At 68.8% G+C, this 15,915-nt stretch carries 13 protein-coding genes; 1 reads left to right on the forward strand and 12 read right to left on the reverse strand.

All coding sequences use genetic code 11. From position 1 onward, the window contains the following. Nucleotides 1-120 precede the first annotated feature (120 nt). Nucleotides 121-1,899, forward strand: coding sequence for a monovalent cation:proton antiporter-2 (CPA2) family protein (locus AC5P8Z_RS18040; RefSeq protein ID WP_286070339.1), 1,779 nt, complete (start codon nt 121-123; stop codon nt 1,897-1,899). 85 nt (nt 1,900-1,984) lie between these two features. Here AC5P8Z_RS18040 and AC5P8Z_RS18045 read toward each other — a convergent pair whose 3' ends face one another. From AC5P8Z_RS18045 to AC5P8Z_RS18100, 12 genes are all read right to left on the reverse strand, one after another. Further along, nucleotides 1,985-5,323, reverse strand: coding sequence for an ankyrin repeat domain-containing protein (locus tag AC5P8Z_RS18045; protein WP_495229668.1), 3,339 nt, complete (start codon nt 5,321-5,323; stop codon nt 1,985-1,987). Continuing rightward, complete coding sequence (locus tag AC5P8Z_RS18050; protein WP_197581819.1) at nt 5,316-5,576, reverse strand: YcgL domain-containing protein; 261 nt, start codon at nt 5,574-5,576, stop codon at nt 5,316-5,318. The genes AC5P8Z_RS18045 and AC5P8Z_RS18050 overlap by 8 nt, the downstream gene beginning before the upstream one ends. A gap of 164 nt (nt 5,577-5,740) precedes the next feature. Next, nucleotides 5,741-6,979, reverse strand: coding sequence for a beta-ketoacyl-ACP synthase (locus AC5P8Z_RS18055; protein ID WP_286070341.1), 1,239 nt, complete (start codon nt 6,977-6,979; stop codon nt 5,741-5,743). Further along, a complete protein-coding gene (gene fabG, locus AC5P8Z_RS18060; RefSeq protein WP_286070342.1) occupies nt 6,979-7,710 on the reverse strand; it encodes a 3-oxoacyl-ACP reductase FabG in 732 nt (243 codons plus the stop codon). The genes AC5P8Z_RS18055 and fabG overlap by 1 nt, the downstream gene beginning before the upstream one ends. Continuing rightward, on the reverse strand, nt 7,707-8,162 hold the full coding sequence (locus AC5P8Z_RS18065) for a hotdog family protein (RefSeq protein ID WP_295567535.1): 456 nt from the start codon (nt 8,160-8,162) through the stop codon (nt 7,707-7,709). The genes fabG and AC5P8Z_RS18065 overlap by 4 nt, the downstream gene beginning before the upstream one ends. Further along, nucleotides 8,159-9,346 (reverse strand): beta-ketoacyl-ACP synthase, encoded by a 1,188-nt coding sequence (locus AC5P8Z_RS18070; RefSeq protein WP_495229669.1) that lies wholly within the window; start codon nt 9,344-9,346, stop codon nt 8,159-8,161. Before AC5P8Z_RS18070 ends, AC5P8Z_RS18065 begins: the two co-directional genes overlap by 4 nt. Beyond that, the gene (locus AC5P8Z_RS18075; RefSeq protein ID WP_343229524.1) at nt 9,343-9,828 is read right to left on the reverse strand and encodes a DUF3261 domain-containing protein; all 486 of its coding nucleotides are present in this window, start codon (nt 9,826-9,828) and stop codon (nt 9,343-9,345) included. Before AC5P8Z_RS18075 ends, AC5P8Z_RS18070 begins: the two co-directional genes overlap by 4 nt. 214 nt (nt 9,829-10,042) lie before the next feature. Further along, a complete protein-coding gene (locus tag AC5P8Z_RS18080) occupies nt 10,043-12,385 on the reverse strand; it encodes an MMPL family transporter (RefSeq protein ID WP_495229670.1) in 2,343 nt (780 codons plus the stop codon). A gap of 4 nt (nt 12,386-12,389) precedes the next feature. Next, a complete protein-coding gene (locus AC5P8Z_RS18085; RefSeq protein ID WP_286070347.1) occupies nt 12,390-13,019 on the reverse strand; it encodes an outer membrane lipoprotein carrier protein LolA in 630 nt (209 codons plus the stop codon). Beyond that, nucleotides 13,016-13,447, reverse strand: a complete 432-nt coding sequence (locus AC5P8Z_RS18090) for an acyl-CoA thioesterase (protein WP_286070348.1) — start codon at nt 13,445-13,447, stop codon at nt 13,016-13,018. Before AC5P8Z_RS18090 ends, AC5P8Z_RS18085 begins: the two co-directional genes overlap by 4 nt. Beyond that, nucleotides 13,434-14,984, reverse strand: a complete 1,551-nt coding sequence (locus AC5P8Z_RS18095) for an HAL/PAL/TAL family ammonia-lyase (protein ID WP_286070349.1) — start codon at nt 14,982-14,984, stop codon at nt 13,434-13,436. Before AC5P8Z_RS18095 ends, AC5P8Z_RS18090 begins: the two co-directional genes overlap by 14 nt. Further along, complete coding sequence (locus tag AC5P8Z_RS18100) at nt 14,974-15,915, reverse strand: lysophospholipid acyltransferase family protein (protein WP_286070350.1); 942 nt, start codon at nt 15,913-15,915, stop codon at nt 14,974-14,976. Before AC5P8Z_RS18100 ends, AC5P8Z_RS18095 begins: the two co-directional genes overlap by 11 nt.

The following is a 15,915-nucleotide window of genomic DNA, read 5'->3' on the forward strand; positions in this document are numbered from 1 at the left end:
GCCGCGCAGGTTGTTCTCGTGCGTACACAGACCGGCGCGCATAATGGCGCGGTGGTGTTCGCCACGCTTTCTCCACCCGAACGGACGCACAGCGGGCTCCCCCGATGACCAGGTATTCCCATGCATAGCGGTGGTCTGGAACTGGCCCTGGTGCTGCTGCTGGCGGCGGTCATCGCCGTGCCGGTGTTCAAGAAGTTCGGCTTCGGCGCGGTACTGGGCTATCTGGCGGCCGGCGTGGTGCTGGGCCCGGACGGGCTGGGATTCGTGCAGGACGCCGACCGCATCCTCGGCGCCGCCGAGATCGGCGTGGTGATGCTGCTGTTCGTGATTGGCCTGGAGCTGTCGCCGGCACGCCTGAAGGTGATGCGGCGCTCGGTGTTCGGCGCCGGTGCGGCGCAGGTGGCGCTGTCCGGGCTGGTGCTGGGCGGCCTGCTGCTGCTCGACCACTTCCAGTGGAAGAGCGCGCTGGTGGTGGGCGTGGCGCTGGCACTGTCGTCCACGGCGGTCGGCCTGCAGCTGCTGTCCGAGCACAAGGCGATCAACAGTGACCACGGCCGGTTGGGCTTTGCCATCCTGCTGTTCCAGGACCTGATCGCGATTCCACTGCTGGCGGCCATTCCGCTGCTGGGCGGGGTGAAGAACGAGACCCTGCGCCTCGAGGATGCAATGGTGGCGCTGGGCGCTCTGGCGCTGGTCATCCTGTGCGGGCGACCGGTGCTGCGCAAGGTGTTCAGCATCATCGCGCGCACCCGCAGCCCGGAAGTGTTCACCGCCACAGCACTGCTGGTGGTACTCGGCACCGCCTGGTTCATGCAGGAGGCCGGCCTCAGCCCCAGCCTGGGTGCGTTCCTGGCCGGTGTGCTGCTGTCGGATTCGGAGTTCCGGCACGAACTGGAAGCGCAGATCGAGCCGTTCAAGGGCCTGCTGCTGGGCCTGTTCTTCATCGCGGTGGGCATGGGCATCGACCTGGATCGCATTGCCGCCGAACCGTGGCTGATCGCGGCCGGCGTGGCGATCCTGCTGGTGGTCAAGTTCGGCCTGCTGTACGTGATCGGTCGCATTGCCCGGCTCAGTTCGCGGCAGTCGCTTCTGCTGGGCAGCGTGCTGTGGCTGGGCGGCGAATTCGCCTTCGTGGTGTTCAACGAAGCACAGCGCGCGCACCTGCTGGGTAACGCCAACCACGACCGGCTGGTGGCGATCGTCGGCCTGTCGATGGCGATCACGCCGCTGCTGATGATCGCGCTGCTGAAACTGCTCGGTCAGGAGAAAGCCGCTCCACGCGAGCCGGCCAACGCCGACAAGGTGGCACCGGACAACCGGCCGAAGGTACTGATCGCCGGCATGGGCCGCTTCGGCCAGGTGATTGCGCGCCTGCTGACCGCGCAGAAGGTGCCGTTCGTGGCGCTGGAGGCGAACCCGGATACCGTGGCCGACCTGCGCCGCTTCGGCAACCAGCTCTACTACGGCGACCCGACCCGGCCGGAGATGCTGCGCGCGGCCGGCGGCGAGCACATCGATGTGTTCGTGATCACCGTGGACGACCCGGAAACCAACCTGCGCGCGGTGCGCATGGTGCGCCGGCTGTACCCGGACGCGACGGTGCTGGCGCGTGCGCGCAACCGCCAGCATGCGTGGCGATTGATGGACATGTCGGCCGAGCCGTTCCGCGAAGTGTTCGGCACCAGCCTGGAGATGAGCGGGCGCGTGCTGACTGCACTGGGCGTGGCGCCGAGCGTGGCCGAACGCCACGTGCAGCGTTTCCGCGAGCATGATGAGCAGCTGCTGCGCGACCAGTACCTGGTGTACGACGACGAGGCGGCGGTGATCCAGACCTCGCGTGATGCACGCAACGACCTGATGCACCTGTTCGAGGCCGACGCGGAAAGCGACGACACGTAGGCGTGCCGACCCACGGTCGGCACCCACCGTGGGCAGGATCGGCCCCACCCGATCGATGGCGGCCGGCACTACCCTCTTCCAGAAATCAGCCGTTGTCGCGCAGGAACCGCGCCATCGACGAGACACCCGGCACGCGCGGTTCGAACTCGCCGGCCACGTCGATGAAGCCGCGCATCACCGCGATCTCGCGTGGGCTGCGGTTGAGGCTGTCGCGTACTTCCGGATCGGCACCGGCCCGCAGCAGTCGCTGCACCAGCAGGGGCAAGCCATGCAACGCGGCCAGGTGCAGCGGGCCGAAGCCGCGCGGATCTCGCACGTCCAGGCTGACGTCTTCGTCCAGCAGGCGTTCCACCGCGGCCATCACCACCTGCTCGTCGCAGGCGGTGCCCGGCTCGGCGCGTGCGCCCAGCAGCAGCAGCAGCGGCGTGACCGAACCAGCGGCGGCCTGGTCCGGTTCGGCACCGGCCAGCAGCAGGGTGTCGAGCAGGGCCAGCAGGCGCGAACGGTCGCGGGCACTGAAGCCATACAGCGCGGCACAGTGCAGTGGGCCCAGCTGCTGCGCGTCACCGGCGTGCACGTCGGCACCGGCGGTGAGCAGGCGCGCGACGATATCCGGCAGGCCCAGCGCCGAGGCCAGCATCAGCACGGTCACGCCGCCTGGCAGGCGGTGTTCCAGCTTGGCGCCGGCGTCGAGCAGGGCCGAGACGATATCCACCTGGCGCATGCTGACCGCCGCCGACAGCGGCGTAGCACCACTGGCCGCCGCGTGCTGCGGATCAGCGCCGCGCGCCAGCAGCAGGTCGGTCACCGCCAGATGGCCACCACCGGCGGCGCGCAGCAGCGCGGTGCAGCCCTGCGCATCGACCGCATCAACGGCGAAGCCCAGATCGATCAGGCGGCGCACTGCATCGACGTCACCGGCCATTGCAGCGGCCGGCAGATCGGCCTCGCGCAGGGTGCGGCGCGGCAACGGCCACACCCGCCAGTCCAGCCAGTCGGCCAGGTCGCGGCGGCCAATCGACAGCGCCACGCCCAGCGGCGTCTGGCCATCGGCGGCACGGGCTTCCGGCGAGGCACCGTGCTGCACCAGCAGCTTCAGCGCGGCTTCGCGGGCCAATGCGGTGGCCAGGTGCAATGCGGTCATGCCGTGGCTGTCACGCGCTTCGCGATCAACACCGGCCTTCAGCAGGGCCTGCTGCAGGCGCAGCCAGCCCAGGCGCACCGCCAGCGACAGCGGCGGATCGCCGGCCGGCGAAGCTGCGAACGGATCAGCGCCACGTTCCAGCAGTTCCAGCGCCAGCTGTTCCAGGCCACGGGCGGCCTGATCATGTTGCGCGCAGGCAGCGAGGAAGCGCGCAAGGCCACCCCGACCCGCCGGCGACAAGCCACGCTGCAACATCACCTGCAGCGCCGGCACCGCATCAACGCCGCGCGACAGCAGGGCGAACATCGGCGTGTCCGAGCAGGCGTCACGCACGTAGGGATCGGCGCCGTGGGCCAGCAGCCAATCAACCGCGCGCGGCTCCAGCGCCAGCTCCGGGTCGAGCAGCAGGCCGCCCAGTTCTTCCGGCTGGCACAGCTTGGCCAGCGCGGCCATGCCTTCGGTATTGCCGAAGCCCAGCGCTTCGCGCAGCAGGGTCAGCGGCGGGCGGTCCGGCAGCAGGCCGCTGGCACTGGCGGTTTCGCCACGCTCGGCCAGGCCGTCACTGACCGCCGCCGGCAACGGGTAGGAAGGGTCCAGCAGCGCAACGATCGCCCAGCGACCTGCTTCGGCGGCATAGTCCACCGCGCGACGGCCGGCCGGATCGGTGGCATCGGCAGCGATGCCCAGTTCCACCAGGCGCTTGATCAGCAACGGTGAGACATCGTCGGCCATCGCCGCCAACTGCACCGCGTTGCGACCCTCGCCGTCCACGGCAACCAGGTCCGGCTTGTGCGGCAGCAGGTGTTCGACCACCGCTGCGCGACCGGCACGCGCGGCTTCCAGCCAAGGCGTGCGACCGAGCGCATCGCGCGCTTCCAGATTGGCGCCGGCGGCGAGCAGCACGCCGATGATTTCCACATGTCCGGCCAGCGCCGCCTCATGCAGCGCGCTGCGGCGCTGGCGATCACGCGCGTCGGCGCGCGCCTTGTGCTTGAGCAGCAGCTGCACGCCCGCCGGATCGTCATCTTCGGTGGCGGCGGCGGCCAGCAGCACCGGGGTACCCTCGGCCGGTTCGCTGCGCGCACCGCGTTCCAGCAGGAAGCGGGCCAGGCGCCAGTTGCCCACCTGGCAGGCTACCGCCAGCGGCGACCAGCCATCGCGGTTCAGCGCGTCGACTTCGGCGGCGGCATCACGCAGCAGCGCGGCCACACCCGGGTCGGAACTGCGCGCGGCATGGTGCAGCGGCGTATTGCCATCGCTGTCGGTAGCACGCGAATCGGCACCGTTGGCGAGCAGGGTCATCACCGCTTCCGGGCGGCCATGCCAGCTGTCACGCGTGGCGGCCAGCAACGGCGTCATGCCGCGGTGCGGCGCGTTCACGTCAACGCCGCGGGCGATCAGTTCGCGCAGCAGGCGCAGGTCCGGCAGCACCGCGGCCAGCACCGCCAGGCTGCGCTGGTCACGCCAGTTCGGGTCGGGCAACGCATACGGATCGGCACCGGCCTGCAGCAGCTGCAGACCGCGGTCGATGCGACCCTGACGGGCGGCTTCATACAGTGCCGGAGTCAGTTCCTGTGGCGCCATCGCCTCCAACGGCGCGGTTTCGGCCGCCGCGGCAAACAGCGGTTCGTGGTCGTTGCTGGTCGTGGCCAGCGGGCCGCTACGAAGCGAGACCAGCGGCGCAGGCGCGACCCGCTGCAACAGCAGGTGCAGTACCGGCGACAGCACCAGCACCGCAAGCACGGCCGGCCAGCGCGCACTTTCCGGCAGCAGGCCCGGCCAGGCCGGCAGCACCACCAGCGCCGCCAGCGCGACCACCAGCGCGGCCACAGCGAGGCCACGCCAGGCGGTCAGGTCACGCCCGGCCAGCGCGTGCCAATGCTGGGCCAGGCTGCCATCGAGGCGTTCAACGTCGTTCCACAACGGCCAGGTGCGCCAAGCGGCGAGCAGGCCGGCACTGACCAGCACGCTCAGGCCCAGCACCGCCGCCAGGCTGCCACTGTCACGCAGCGCGGCCAGCGGCCAGGCCAGCAGCAGCGCCAACAGCAGCGGCGCGGCGGCCCACAGTGCCAGCAGTGCCGGCAGGTCCTGGCGGGCGACCACCTTCAGCGGCAGCAGCGCGCGGCTGCGGCGCCACCACGACACCCCCAGCGCGAACGCTGGCTGCGCCAGGGCAGCAAGGATGGCGCCCGGAACACCGCCCACGGCGGCGCCCAGCGCCAGTACAGCGCCCACGGCAAAGGCGATCGACAGGGCCCGCGGACGGGAGGCGTCAGTCATAGTGGCGCGGCATCAGGCTGGCCACCGACGGCGGCACCTGCAGGTAGAACCCGCGCTCGTTCATTTCACTGCGAACTTTGTCCGGGTCGGCCTGGGCCAGGCGGCGCTGGGCATCCAGGGCCACGTCCAGGACGAAAGTGAGCGTCCCCAGCGATTTGAGCAGCGGCGCAGGCAGCGCGCTGAAATCTTCGCGTCGGGGAACGTAGACGTAAGTGTCCGGCTTGAGTTGGCTTTTATAGACGTAGGCGTGCATGTCCGCGGGACGATAACCCGGGAAGAGCCATGATTGTGTCGGAAAGCCGACACCGGGGAAAGCCGTCGGCCGACGATGACGGCGTGATCGGCGGCGTTTCCGCGGCGAGGTTCAGCAATGTGGCGGCGGCGTTCAGCCTCGCGCACGCTCTGCCGGCGGCAAGGTCAACTGCGCCAGCGGCGGAACAGCAGGGACGTGTTGATGCCACCGAACGCGAAGTTGTTGCTCATCACGTACTCGGCCTGGAGTTCGCGGCCCTGGCCGGTGATGAAGTCCAGCTGCCCGCAGCGCGGATCCACCTCCACCAGGTTCAGGGTCGGGGCAAACCAGCCGGCACGCATCATCTCGATGCTCACCCAGGCTTCGAATGCTCCGCAGGCGCCCAGCATATGGCCGACGTAGCTCTTCAGCGAGCTGATCGGCATCCGCGGGCCGAACACCTGCGCCGTGGCCTGGGTTTCGGCGATGTCGCCGTGATCGGTCGCGGTCCCATGCGCGTTGACGTAGTCGATCTGCGCCGCGTCCAGTCCGGCGTCTTCCAGCGCCAAACGCATGGCCTGGGCCATGGTGCCGGCACTGGGCTGGGTGACATGCTGGCCGTCACTGTTGGTGCCGTAACCCACCACCTCGGCAAGGATCGTTGCGCCACGGGCCTGTGCGTGGCCCATTTCCTCCAGGATCAGGGTGCAGGCCCCCTCACCCAGCACCAGTCCATCACGGCCAGCATCGAAGGGACGTGGCGTCGACTGCGGTGCGTCATTCCGCACGCTGGTCGCGAACAGGGTGTCGAACACGGCGGCGGCGGCGGCGTCCAGCTGCTCGGCGCCACCGGCCACCATCACCGTCTGCTTGCCACTGCGGATCGCCTCGTACGCCGCGCCAATACCCTGGCTGCCGGACGTACAGGCACTGGATGTGGTGTAGATGCGCCCGGACAGACCGAAGAACACGCCGATGTTGACCGGCGCAGTGTGGCTCATCATCTTCAGGTAGGTGGTGGCGCTGATGCCTTCGGTGGTGAACTCGTTGAGCATGCGGCCAAGTTCGCCGATGGCCTCATGGCTGCCGGAGGACGAGCCATAGGCCACCCCGGTGCGGCCGCTGCGCAGCACCGGATGGTCATGCAGCCCCGCTTCGTGCAGGGCGATCTCGGTGGCACGCACCGACATGATCGCCACCTTGCCCATCGAACGGGTGCTTTTGCGGTTGTAGGTCGGCGGCAGCTCGAACGGCTGCGCCGGTGCGGCCAGCTTGGTGTTCAGCCCGGCGTAGACATCCCACTCGGGCATCACGCGCACGGCGTTGCGGCCGCTGCGCAGGTGCGAATGGATGGTCGGCCAATCGTGGCCAAGGGGACTGATGGCCGCTGCACCGGTCACCACCACGCGGTGATCGGCGGTCATCAGAGCATGCCTCCGTTCACCGAAATCACCTGGCGGGTGATGTAGCCGGCAGGCTCGGACAGCAGGAAGGACACCGTCGCCGCTACTTCTTCCGGACGACCGACGCGGCCGGCAGGAATCAGTTTCAGCGCGTGCTCCACCACTTCATCGTTGAGCATCTCCGTCTCGATCAGCCCCGGTGCCACGCAGTTGACCGTGATCTGGCGGCTGGCCAGTTCCAGTGCCAGGGCCTTGGTCGCCCCGATGATGCCGGCCTTGGCTGCGCTGTAGTTCACCTGGCCACGGTTGCCGGCGATACCGGACACCGATGACAGGGTGACGATGCGGCCAGGCTTGCGCCGCCGCACCATCGGCATGATCAACGGATGCAGCACGTTGTAGAAGCCATCCAGATTGGTGTGGATGACCTGGTCCCAATCCTCCGGCGACAACGCCGGGAACGCACCGTCGCGGGCGATACCCGCGTTGCAGACCACGCCGTAGCAGGCCCCGTGCGCATCCACGTCGGCTTCCAGCGCGGCCCGCGCGGCCTCACGGTCAGATACGTCGAAGGTGAGCACGCGTGCCTGCCTGCCCAGCGCCTGGATCTCGGCAACCACCGCCTGGGCTTCCTCCACGCGGCTGCGGCAATGCACCACCACGTCGAATCCATCCCGCGCAACGCGCAGCGCGATGGCGCGGCCGATCCCCCGGCTGGCACCCGTCACCAGCACGCATCGATTCCCAGTCATGCCTGTCCACTCTCCAGATAAGCCTTCGCGTCGGTCGGTTCGTACACCGACACGTTGGCAATCGCCCACTCTTCTTCGCCCGCCAGGATGCGGCAGGCGAACATCCCCAGCCCATTGTCGCCCAGCAGCTCGCGACGCGCCTGCACGCGCAGGCGGGTTCCGCTCGGGAAACCACTGCGCAGGCTGCTGTAGCGCCGACTGCCAAGCAGGAAGCCCAGCTGCGGCCCCGCGCCAGCCGCGCGCGCGCGACACCCCGACCAGGCCGCAATGGCCTGCGCCATATACTCGATGCCGATCCAGGCCGGCATTTCACCGTTCTCGATGAACAGACCTGCCCCGGGCACCACCAGTTCGGCCTCGATGCTGTCCTGGTCCCAGTGCAGCACCCGTTGCAACAGGCACATCTCCTGGCGATGCGGCACCACGTCTTCAATTGCGTAGAGAGGGTTCATCGACGCTCCAGTGCCAGCACGGCATTGCTGCCGCCAAAGGCAAACGAGCTGCTCAGGATCCGCTGCAGCGGCTGCTCCAGCCGTGTACCCGGCGCCACCAGTGCCAGTTCCGGCAGTGCCTCGTCCAGCGCGCCGTCCCACCAGTGCGGTGGGAGCTGCTGCAGTGGATTCTCGGCCAGCAGGATCCAGCACAATGCCGCCTCGATCGCGCCCGAGGCGCCAAGCGCGTGCCCGGTGATCGGCTTGGTCGAACTGGCCGGAACACCGGTGCCGAGCACCGCCGAAACCGCCAGGCTTTCCATGGCATCGTTGTGGCTGGTCGCGGTGCCATGCAGATTCACGTAGTCGACATCCGCGGCCGACCAGCCCGCCCTCTGCAGCGCCTGCTGCAGGGCGTCGATGGCGCCCTGGGCGTGCGGGTCGGGTGCGGACATGTGGTGGGCGTCGGAGGATTCCCCCCATCCCGCCAGCGCCACCGGGCCGGTGTCGCGGGTGAGCAGGAACAACGCCGCGCCTTCCCCGATATTGATGCCGGACCGATGCTGCGAGAACGGATTGCAGCGCAGGTCGGACACCGACTCGAGCGCACTGAAACCGGCCACGGTGAAGCGGCAAAGCGAATCCGCGCCGCCGGCGATCACTGCGTCGACCACCCCGGCGCGCAGCAGGCGCGCCGCCGACATCAGTGCCTTGGCACTGGATGAACACGCCGTGGACAAGGTCCATGCCGGGCCCTGCGCACCGCTGCGCAGACGCACGAACTGCGCGGCGGTGCCCATTTCCTGCTGCGCGTAATCGTAATCCGCCGGCCAACGCCCCTCCGTGGCATGGGTGCACATGGCCCGTTCGCCTTCGCCAATACCCGATGTACTGGTTCCCAGCACCACGGCCACGCGCTCGGCGCCATAACGGGCGATCGCCGCGCCCACTGCAGGCGCGATCTGCGCCAGTGCGACCGCCAGCAGCGCGTTGTTGCGGCCGCGCAGGCCCAGCGGCAGTTCCTCCAGCGACGGCAACGGCGTGCACACTTCGCCCAGCGCCAGGGTGCGCCCCGGCAACAGGCTGTCGTTGTTGCGGAGCCCGCCTGGCACCTCGGCGAACATCGTCTCCGCAACCGCCGCGCGGCCATCACCCAGCGCGCAGACGATGCCCAGATCATTGAGGAAGACGGCCGTGTCCATCATTCCTGTCCCGCCATATCGATCGATTCGATGCGCAGCGCGTAGCCTTCCGCACGATTGTCCAGCTGCAGGCTGCCATCCTCCAGGCGCTGCAGCTGCAGCCACGCCACGCCCGCACGCGACAAGGTGCGCAGGTGCCCGTCGTCAGCCACCTGCCAATCGGCCGGCAGCACGGCAGCGATCGCGGCCGTCGGCCACAACGCGAACTGCAGGTCATCCAGCACCCGCTCCGCCCGGACCTGGGGCGGCAGCCACGACGCACGCTGCTGGGTCAGCTGTTGACCATCCCAGCGCAGGCGTACGCCGGTCTGGCCCATGGCCTGCACCGCCAGTTGCACCTGCTGCGCATCGGCTTCCAGCAGGGCGTCGAGATCACGTTCGTGGCGCCCGAAGCGAAAATGCAGCTGCTGCTGCAGCGCCACGGGCGCCGGCAGGCTGGAAGGGGCCAGGCGCAGCGGCGGCAGCTCCACCTGCGGTCTCGACATGCGCCCAGCGCAGGCGGACAGCAGCACGCACAGCAGCAGAGCCGCAGTGCGGCGCACGATCAGCGCTGGCACGTGGCCTCCGGCACACGTACGGGGCAACCGCTGTGGATGGAATGGTTCATGTAACGCCCTGCCGGCTACGGGGTGAGGGGGTAGATGATGTTCTGGAACCGGTTGCCACGCCAGCGGCGTGGATGCCTGCGCGCGCTGCGATTCAGGACGGCGGTAATGCATGGGGTGGTGGCCTGAACAACGGCGAGATCAGCCAGACCAGACCGATGCCGAACAGCAGGGTCAGGCCGAAGGCCCGCAGCGCCGGGGTCTGCGACAGCCCCAGCAGGCCGAACGACAGCCAGGTACTGGCCGCGCCCACGCACACCGCCAACCAGGCACTGGCGTCGCCGCGGTGCTCGATCAGGAAGATGCCGTAGTCGATGCCCATGCCCAGCAGCAGCATCAGCGCCAGCACGTTGAACAGCTGCAGCGGCTGGCCGAACAGGCCCAGCAGGCCCAGGGTCAGCGCACCGGCGATCAGGGTCGGCGCGAACACGCGCCAGGCCTGGCGGCGGTAGCGCAGCCACAGCGCGCCGAACACCAGCGCGATGCCGACCAGCAGCAGCCCACCCATCAGCTTGCGGTAGTGGCCGAGCAGGTGTGAGAAGTCGGCGGTGCGGTCGACCCAGCGCACGCCGGGCAGGCCTTCGGCGGCCCCACGCAGGGTCGCCAGCGCGTCGGCGCGCGACAGATCATCGACCATCACCACGCTGATCATCTGCCCACCCACCTCGCCCACCCACAGGTGACGGAACGGCTGCGATGCCGGCGACGCCAGGAACGCCTCGGCGGTCAGCGGCGATGCGGCAAATGCCGGGCGCGGCAGCGGTTCACCGACCGCCTCCGACACCGCCGACAGCACGCCCGGTTCCACCTTCGCGGTCAGTGCGGCATCCGCCTGCTGGCGCGCCGGCGACGGCAACCAGTCACTGATCGCACGGTATCCGCCGATGCGCTTGTCATTGGCCAGTGCGCGCAGGCGCGACGTCAATGCCTCTTCGCGCTGCAACACCTGGGCTGCATCACGGCCCTGCACCAGGTAGAACTGTGCCGGGCTGGGCATGCCCAGCAACTGGCTCAGGCGGATCTGCTGGGCCATCAGCGCCGGCGGCGAGGACTGCAGGCTGCGCAGGTCGTCGTCGCTCTGAAGGCGTGCGATGCCGACCGCGGACAGCGCCAGCGCGGCCACCACGAAGATCGTCACCGGGCCACGTCCATGCAGGCGCGGGAAGCGCTCCAGCGTGTTGCCCAGCCACTGCGAGAAGCGGGTCCGGCGGATCTCGCCGCCATCGAGCCACGGGAACCAGAAGATCACCGTGAGGAAGGCGGCGGCCAGGCCGACCACCGAGAACAGCGCCATCTGGCGCAGTCCCGGGAACGGCGCCAGGCCAAGCGCCAGGTACGCCAGTGCGCTGGTCAGCAGGGCCAGCCACAGGCCGGGCAGCAGGTGCCTCAGCAGTTTCCAGCGGCGGTCAGCAGGTTCGGCCTGGCGCGATGCGAACCAGTGGATGCCATAGTCCTCGGCCACGCCCACCAGCGATGCACCGAACACCAGGGTCAACACGTGCACGTTGCCGAACACCAGCACGGTCACCGCCAGCGCCACGCCACAGCCGATCAGCAGCGACGTGGCCACCAGCAGGATCGGCCGCAGCGAACGGAACGCGAGCCACACCAGCAGCAGCACGGCCGCCAGCGAGCCCCAGCCGATGGTGTTGATCTCCCGGTTGGCCTGCACCGCGGCCGCTTCGGCATGCAGCGGTACGCCCGCATGCAGGATCTCCAGATCGGGGGCGGCCCCCCTCGCCGCCTGCCCGGCACGCTCCAGCAGGCCATCCAGGTGGCGCTCGCCATCGAGCCTGAACGCAGAACCCGGAGTATCGAACTGCAGGACCGCCCAATGCTTGCCTTCGGCGTCAAGCAGGCCATCGTCGCCCAGGCGCAGCCCGGAACCCTGTGCCTGCTGCTGCCACCACTGCGGCCACAGCGACAGCGGGTCCTGCCGCCACTCGGTCAGGCGTGGGGCCCCCATCGGGCCGTACAGCGCAGCCAACGCCTGCTCGGCCAGCACACCGGGTTCAGCGTTCTGCAGCTGGTCGCGCTGGGCCGGCGTCAGCAGGCGGTCGCGGTACGGTGCGTAGAACGCGCGCGCCTCGTCGAACCAGCCCTCGATGGAACCACTGGGCACCAGCAACGCGTGGTCTGCGTCCTGGGCCATGGCACCGGCGAAAGCCGCCTGGGCGCGCTTGGCGGCAGCGCCGTCGCTGCTGCCGAGCAGCACCACCACCTGCCGCGAGCTGCCATCGGCGATGCGACGGGTGACATCGCTCAACAGGCGGTCGTGCGCGTCCTGCGGCAGCAGCGCCAGGATGTCGGTATCGATCCGCGATTGCTGGCTCCACAGGTGCCACTGCTGAACGCCCAGCGCCAGCAGCAGCACCAGCCAGGCGATGCCCAGCCAATGCCACCAGCGCCGCAAGCGCTCCGGCAGGTTCGACGCCATGGCCTCAGTCAAAGCGGCGTGCCTCGTCAGCGTTGAGCGTCGCCGGCGCCTCGCTCAGTTCACTGAACCGGATCTGCGTGCGGTCCTTGTTGGCTTCGACGATCTCGACCTGGCGCACGTAACGGTCCCCCTGAAGCGTCAGCGACTCGAACGCCTTGGCCAGCATCGCCGACTTCGGCGTCAGCCGCAGCCGCCAGCCCTGCCCTTCGCGACTGGCGGCAACGCTGAACTGGCTGGACAGCGCCTGCACGTCACCCCTCATCAGCGCGAACATGATCGCGTTCACCGAACGCATCGCCGGCTGTTGCCGTGCGTCGAGTTCGACGCGGGTGCTGCCATCGCGCTGACGGCTGAGGATGCGGTCGGCGGTGACCACCACTTCGGAGGGGAACGGCTTGAGCGTGGTCCAGATCACGCCGTGCTGGCGCGCGACCACGAAGCGACCCTGCGAGCGCAGCGGGTTCTTGAAGCCGCTGACCTGCTTTTCCTGGGTGAACTGGCCACGCAGCACGTCCGGCCGCGCCACCGCCTGGGTGATCGCATCGGTGGCGGGGTCGGCCGCCTGCACCAGCGGTGCGGCGGCCAGCAGCAGCGCGCACAGCAGCGCGCGCGAAACCGTGATCAGGGCGTTCATGGCGCAGGCACTCCCAGGCGTTCCCACAGCACCGGCGGGCACTGGTACTGCATTTCCCTGCTGATCGCGTCCACCGCGACCTGGATGGTCATCGCACGGGTCAGCACCTGGCCACTGTGCGCGTCGAGGATTTCGTACTCGATCTTCAACCGGTTCTCCCACTCGACGATCTTCGCGCGCACGCGCAGGGCCTGGTTGAACAGCAGCGGGCGCACGTACTTCACCCGTGCATCGACCACCGGCCACAGATAACCCGATTCCAGCATCTGCGGGTAGTCGTAGTTGTAGCGACCCAGCAGCGCACAACGCGCGATCTCGAAGTACTTGAAGTAATGGCCATGCCAGACCACGTTCATCGGGTCGCAGTCATGGAAGGCCGGGGCCAGTGCAACTTCGGCCACCCGTTCGATTGATTCATTCACCGGCATACAGCTCCCAGCGTTGCGTGCGGATCTCCACCAGCAGTTCCCGCAGTTCGCGATCCAGCGCGCGGTCCTCTTCGACCAGGGCGATGCGCTGCCCCAGGTCGGCGTACATGTCGGCCAGACAGCCATGCAGCTGCGCGTTCAGGCCAACCCGCTCGCGCAGCGCCAAGCCCTGGCGGGCGGCGATCAGCATGGCCGCCACCACCTGTTCCGTCAGCTCGATCACGCGCAGGCAGTCGCGTGCGGCGATGGTGCCCATGCTGACCTTGTCCTGGTTGTGGCATTCGGTGGAGCGCGAGAAGACCGACGCCGGCAGGGTCTGCTTCAGCGCTTCGGCGGTCCATGCCGACACGCTGATCTGCAGCGCCTTCAGGCCATGGTTGATGGCCGCACGCGGGCCGGTAGCGGCCGACAGATTGGCCGGCAGGCCATGGCTGTAGCGGGCATCCACCACCAGCGCCAGCTGCCGATCGAGCAGATCGGCAACGTTGGCCACCGTGTTCTTCAGGGTGTCCATCGCCAGCGCGATGTGGCCTCCGTAGAAGTGGCCACCGTGCAGGATGCGCTCGCCATCGCCATCGATCAGCGGATTGTCGTTGGCGCTGTTCAATTCGGTTTCGATCAGTTGGCGCAGGAACGGCAGGCTGTCTTCCAGCACGCCGATCACATGCGGCGCGCAACGCAGCGAATAGCGGTCCTGCAGGCGCTGTTCATTGCGCGGTGGACGCTCGCTGTGCAGGTCGCCGCGCAGGCGTGCGGCAATGCGCATCTGGCCCGGGTGCGGCTTGGCCGCGAACAGGTCTTCATCGAAGTGGTGCGCATTGCCGTCACTGGCCAGCACGTTGAACGCGGTCAGGCGCGTGGCCATGCGTGCCAGGTAGTCGGCGCGCTGCCAGGCCAGACAGGCCAGGCCGGTCATCACCGCGGTGCCGTTCATGATCGCCAGGCCCTCCTTTGGCCGCAGCTTCAACGGCGCCATGCCGATCTTCGCCAGCACTTCGGCCGCTGGTTGCACGCGGTCCTCGTGCAGCACCTCGCGTTCGCCGCACAGCACCGCGGCCACGTAGGACAGCGGGGTCAGGTCGCCACTGGCACCGACCGAGCCTTCGGCCGGAATCATCGGCAGCACGTCGTGCTGCAGCAGCATGGCCAGCCCCTCCAGCAACGGCACGCTGACACCGGACATGCCACGCACCAGCGACGCCAGGCGAGCGGCCAGCACCGCGCGGGTCTCGACCGGGTCCAGGTAACGGCCCAGGCCGCAGCCATGGTAGGTGTACAGATGGTGCGGAAGCTCGGCCACCAGCGCCGGCGGAATGTTCACCGTGCACGAGTCGCCATAGCCGGTGGTCACGCCATAGATCACACCCTCGTCGCGCAGCAGGCGGTCGAGGAAATCGGCACCGCGCTGGATGTGCGCGCGGAACGCGGGAGCCTCGCTCAGTGCGGCTTGGCGCCGCCGCTGGCCCAGGGCAACCACATCTTCGATGGTCAACGGTGCATCGCCAAAGCGGCACACGGATACGGCGTCAGTCGTCATGCGAAGCCTGATCCCAGAAGGGAAAGAAATTGAACCAGTCCAGCGGCGACTGGATGACCTGGCGTTCCAGCCAACCCGCATAGCGCTGCACCTGCCCGGACAGCGCGGCATCACGCGAACCGCGTGGCAGCACGATGCGATCGGCGAACGGCTCGAACACGATCCGGTAACCTTCGCCCTCATGCAGGCAGGACATGGTGTAGACCGAGCAGCCCAGTGCAGCGGCCAGCACATAGCCCCCAATCGGGAATGGTGCACGCTGCCCGAGGAATTCGGCACTGATGCTGCGCCCGCCGCCGACCGGCGTACGGTCGCCGACAATGGCCACGAAACCGCCTGCGGCCACCTTGTCGGCCAGCATCATCGCCGTGGCAGGCCCCATCTCGGTGACCTGCACAAGCTCCACCGCCGCCAGCGGATCCAGCCGGCGCAGCAGGCGGTTGAAGCGCTGCGCATGCGCGGTATGCACCAGCACGGTGATGCGCAGGCCGGGGACCCGCTCGGCCAGCACCTGGCACAGTTCCAGGCAACCGATGTGCGCGGTGAGGATCAGCCCGCCTTCGCGCTGCGCGATCTTCTCCAGCACCGGGGTGCGATGCAGGTGGATGCGTTCGGGCGGATAGCGCCCGCCGATGCCGAGGATCTTGTCCAGCATCGTGTCGGCAAACGAAAAGAAGTGGCGCAGGCTGTCGCGGCGGGTTGGCGCGCGGCCCAGCACGCCGCTGTGGGCCTGCAGCCGCTGCAGATACTGCATCGAGGCCTCGCGGCCAACGCGGTTGCCCAGCCAATGGCAGGCCACCACCGGCCACACGCACATGCGGAATGGCCAGCGCCCGAACCAGCGGTGCACCCAGTACAGGACCAGCACGCCGGCCACCGAGGTGGATTCACCGATATCGGCCCAGTGCGGGGCACCCTGCGCGGTCGCCAT

Source organism: Stenotrophomonas sp. YJH_SMC_17, from assembly GCF_059371655.1.

Bases quoted from the DNA above. Each gene is read 5' to 3' on its own strand.
- AC5P8Z_RS18040 (WP_286070339.1), top strand. From the start codon at position 121: ATGCATAGCGGTGGTCTGGAACTGGCCCTGGTGCTGCTGCTGGCGGCG.
- AC5P8Z_RS18045 (WP_495229668.1), bottom strand. From the start codon at position 5,323: ATGACTGACGCCTCCCGTCCGCGGGCCCTGTCGATCGCCTTTGCCGTG.
- AC5P8Z_RS18050 (WP_197581819.1), bottom strand. From the start codon at position 5,576: ATGCACGCCTACGTCTATAAAAGCCAACTCAAGCCGGACACTTACGTC.
- AC5P8Z_RS18055 (WP_286070341.1), bottom strand. From the start codon at position 6,979: ATGACCGCCGATCACCGCGTGGTGGTGACCGGTGCAGCGGCCATCAGT.
- fabG (WP_286070342.1), bottom strand. From the start codon at position 7,710: ATGACTGGGAATCGATGCGTGCTGGTGACGGGTGCCAGCCGGGGGATC.
- AC5P8Z_RS18065 (WP_295567535.1), bottom strand. From the start codon at position 8,162: ATGAACCCTCTCTACGCAATTGAAGACGTGGTGCCGCATCGCCAGGAG.
- AC5P8Z_RS18070 (WP_495229669.1), bottom strand. From the start codon at position 9,346: ATGATGGACACGGCCGTCTTCCTCAATGATCTGGGCATCGTCTGCGCG.
- AC5P8Z_RS18075 (WP_343229524.1), bottom strand. From the start codon at position 9,828: ATGTCGAGACCGCAGGTGGAGCTGCCGCCGCTGCGCCTGGCCCCTTCC.
- AC5P8Z_RS18080 (WP_495229670.1), bottom strand. From the start codon at position 12,385: ATGGCGTCGAACCTGCCGGAGCGCTTGCGGCGCTGGTGGCATTGGCTG.
- AC5P8Z_RS18085 (WP_286070347.1), bottom strand. From the start codon at position 13,019: ATGAACGCCCTGATCACGGTTTCGCGCGCGCTGCTGTGCGCGCTGCTG.
- AC5P8Z_RS18090 (WP_286070348.1), bottom strand. From the start codon at position 13,447: ATGCCGGTGAATGAATCAATCGAACGGGTGGCCGAAGTTGCACTGGCC.
- AC5P8Z_RS18095 (WP_286070349.1), bottom strand. From the start codon at position 14,984: ATGACGACTGACGCCGTATCCGTGTGCCGCTTTGGCGATGCACCGTTG.
- AC5P8Z_RS18100 (WP_286070350.1), bottom strand. From the start codon at position 15,915: ATGGCGACCGCGCAGGGTGCCCCGCACTGGGCCGATATCGGTGAATCC.